Below are 664 nucleotides of genomic sequence, written 5' to 3' on the forward strand. Positions count from 1 at the left end.
GCACAGCGGTGGCCTGGTATCCGGGGTCACCGGTGCCGGAGAAGGTTGCCAGGTATTTCGCCCCAGAGGTGGTGTGCGCGACCGTCTTCATGGTGAACCAACCGCTGGTACGGGTTTCTTCGCTCGGTCCGGTGCCCGGTTGGGGCAGCAGTCGGTCCAAGAGCTTGCGGCCCGCGGCGGCCCGCGACAACAGTGCGCCTGCCGTCATGACCGCCACGATGCCGCCGGTGATGCCCGCAGCCAGCAGTGGCGCTATCGGCGAGTTCCCGGCGCTCATCACCTCTCGGTAACGGAAATTCTTGCCGTAGGGCCAACCCAGCAGCCCATTGCTGCGGCGAACGATTTTTGTATTGGAGTTGGCCATGATGAATGTGCTCACCCAGCCGTCCAGGCTCGGATCGATCGCGCTCGCCCGCGACAGCGCCATATCGGACTGGCGGCCGAGGTCGGGTTCCCTGGACTTGTCCGGGCTCAGCGAATAGGGATCCGCCATGACCGAGCCCTTGGCGGAGTCGGCGGCGAGCGCTTCCATCGTGGCCCGCGCCGAATCGACAGTACCGCCGCTGACGCCGCCTTTGGCCGAGGCCACCAGCGTGGTGTCGGTGAGTTCGCCGGTGTTGTCGTCGACGGTGCGGCGGTAGAGCTGGTACACGCTCAAATCGGA

Annotated in this window: 1 protein-coding gene; it reads right to left on the reverse strand. The window is 66.0% G+C overall.

The window, feature by feature from the left end:
* Positions 1-652 (reverse strand): saccharopine dehydrogenase family protein (locus ACL02S_RS24155; RefSeq protein WP_503129075.1); only part of this gene is annotated, 652 nt, incomplete at its 3' end.
* Positions 653-664 lie beyond the last annotated feature (12 nt).

The organism is Nocardia spongicola, from assembly GCF_047200775.1.
Taxonomy (GTDB): Bacteria; Actinomycetota; Actinomycetes; order Mycobacteriales; family Mycobacteriaceae; genus Nocardia.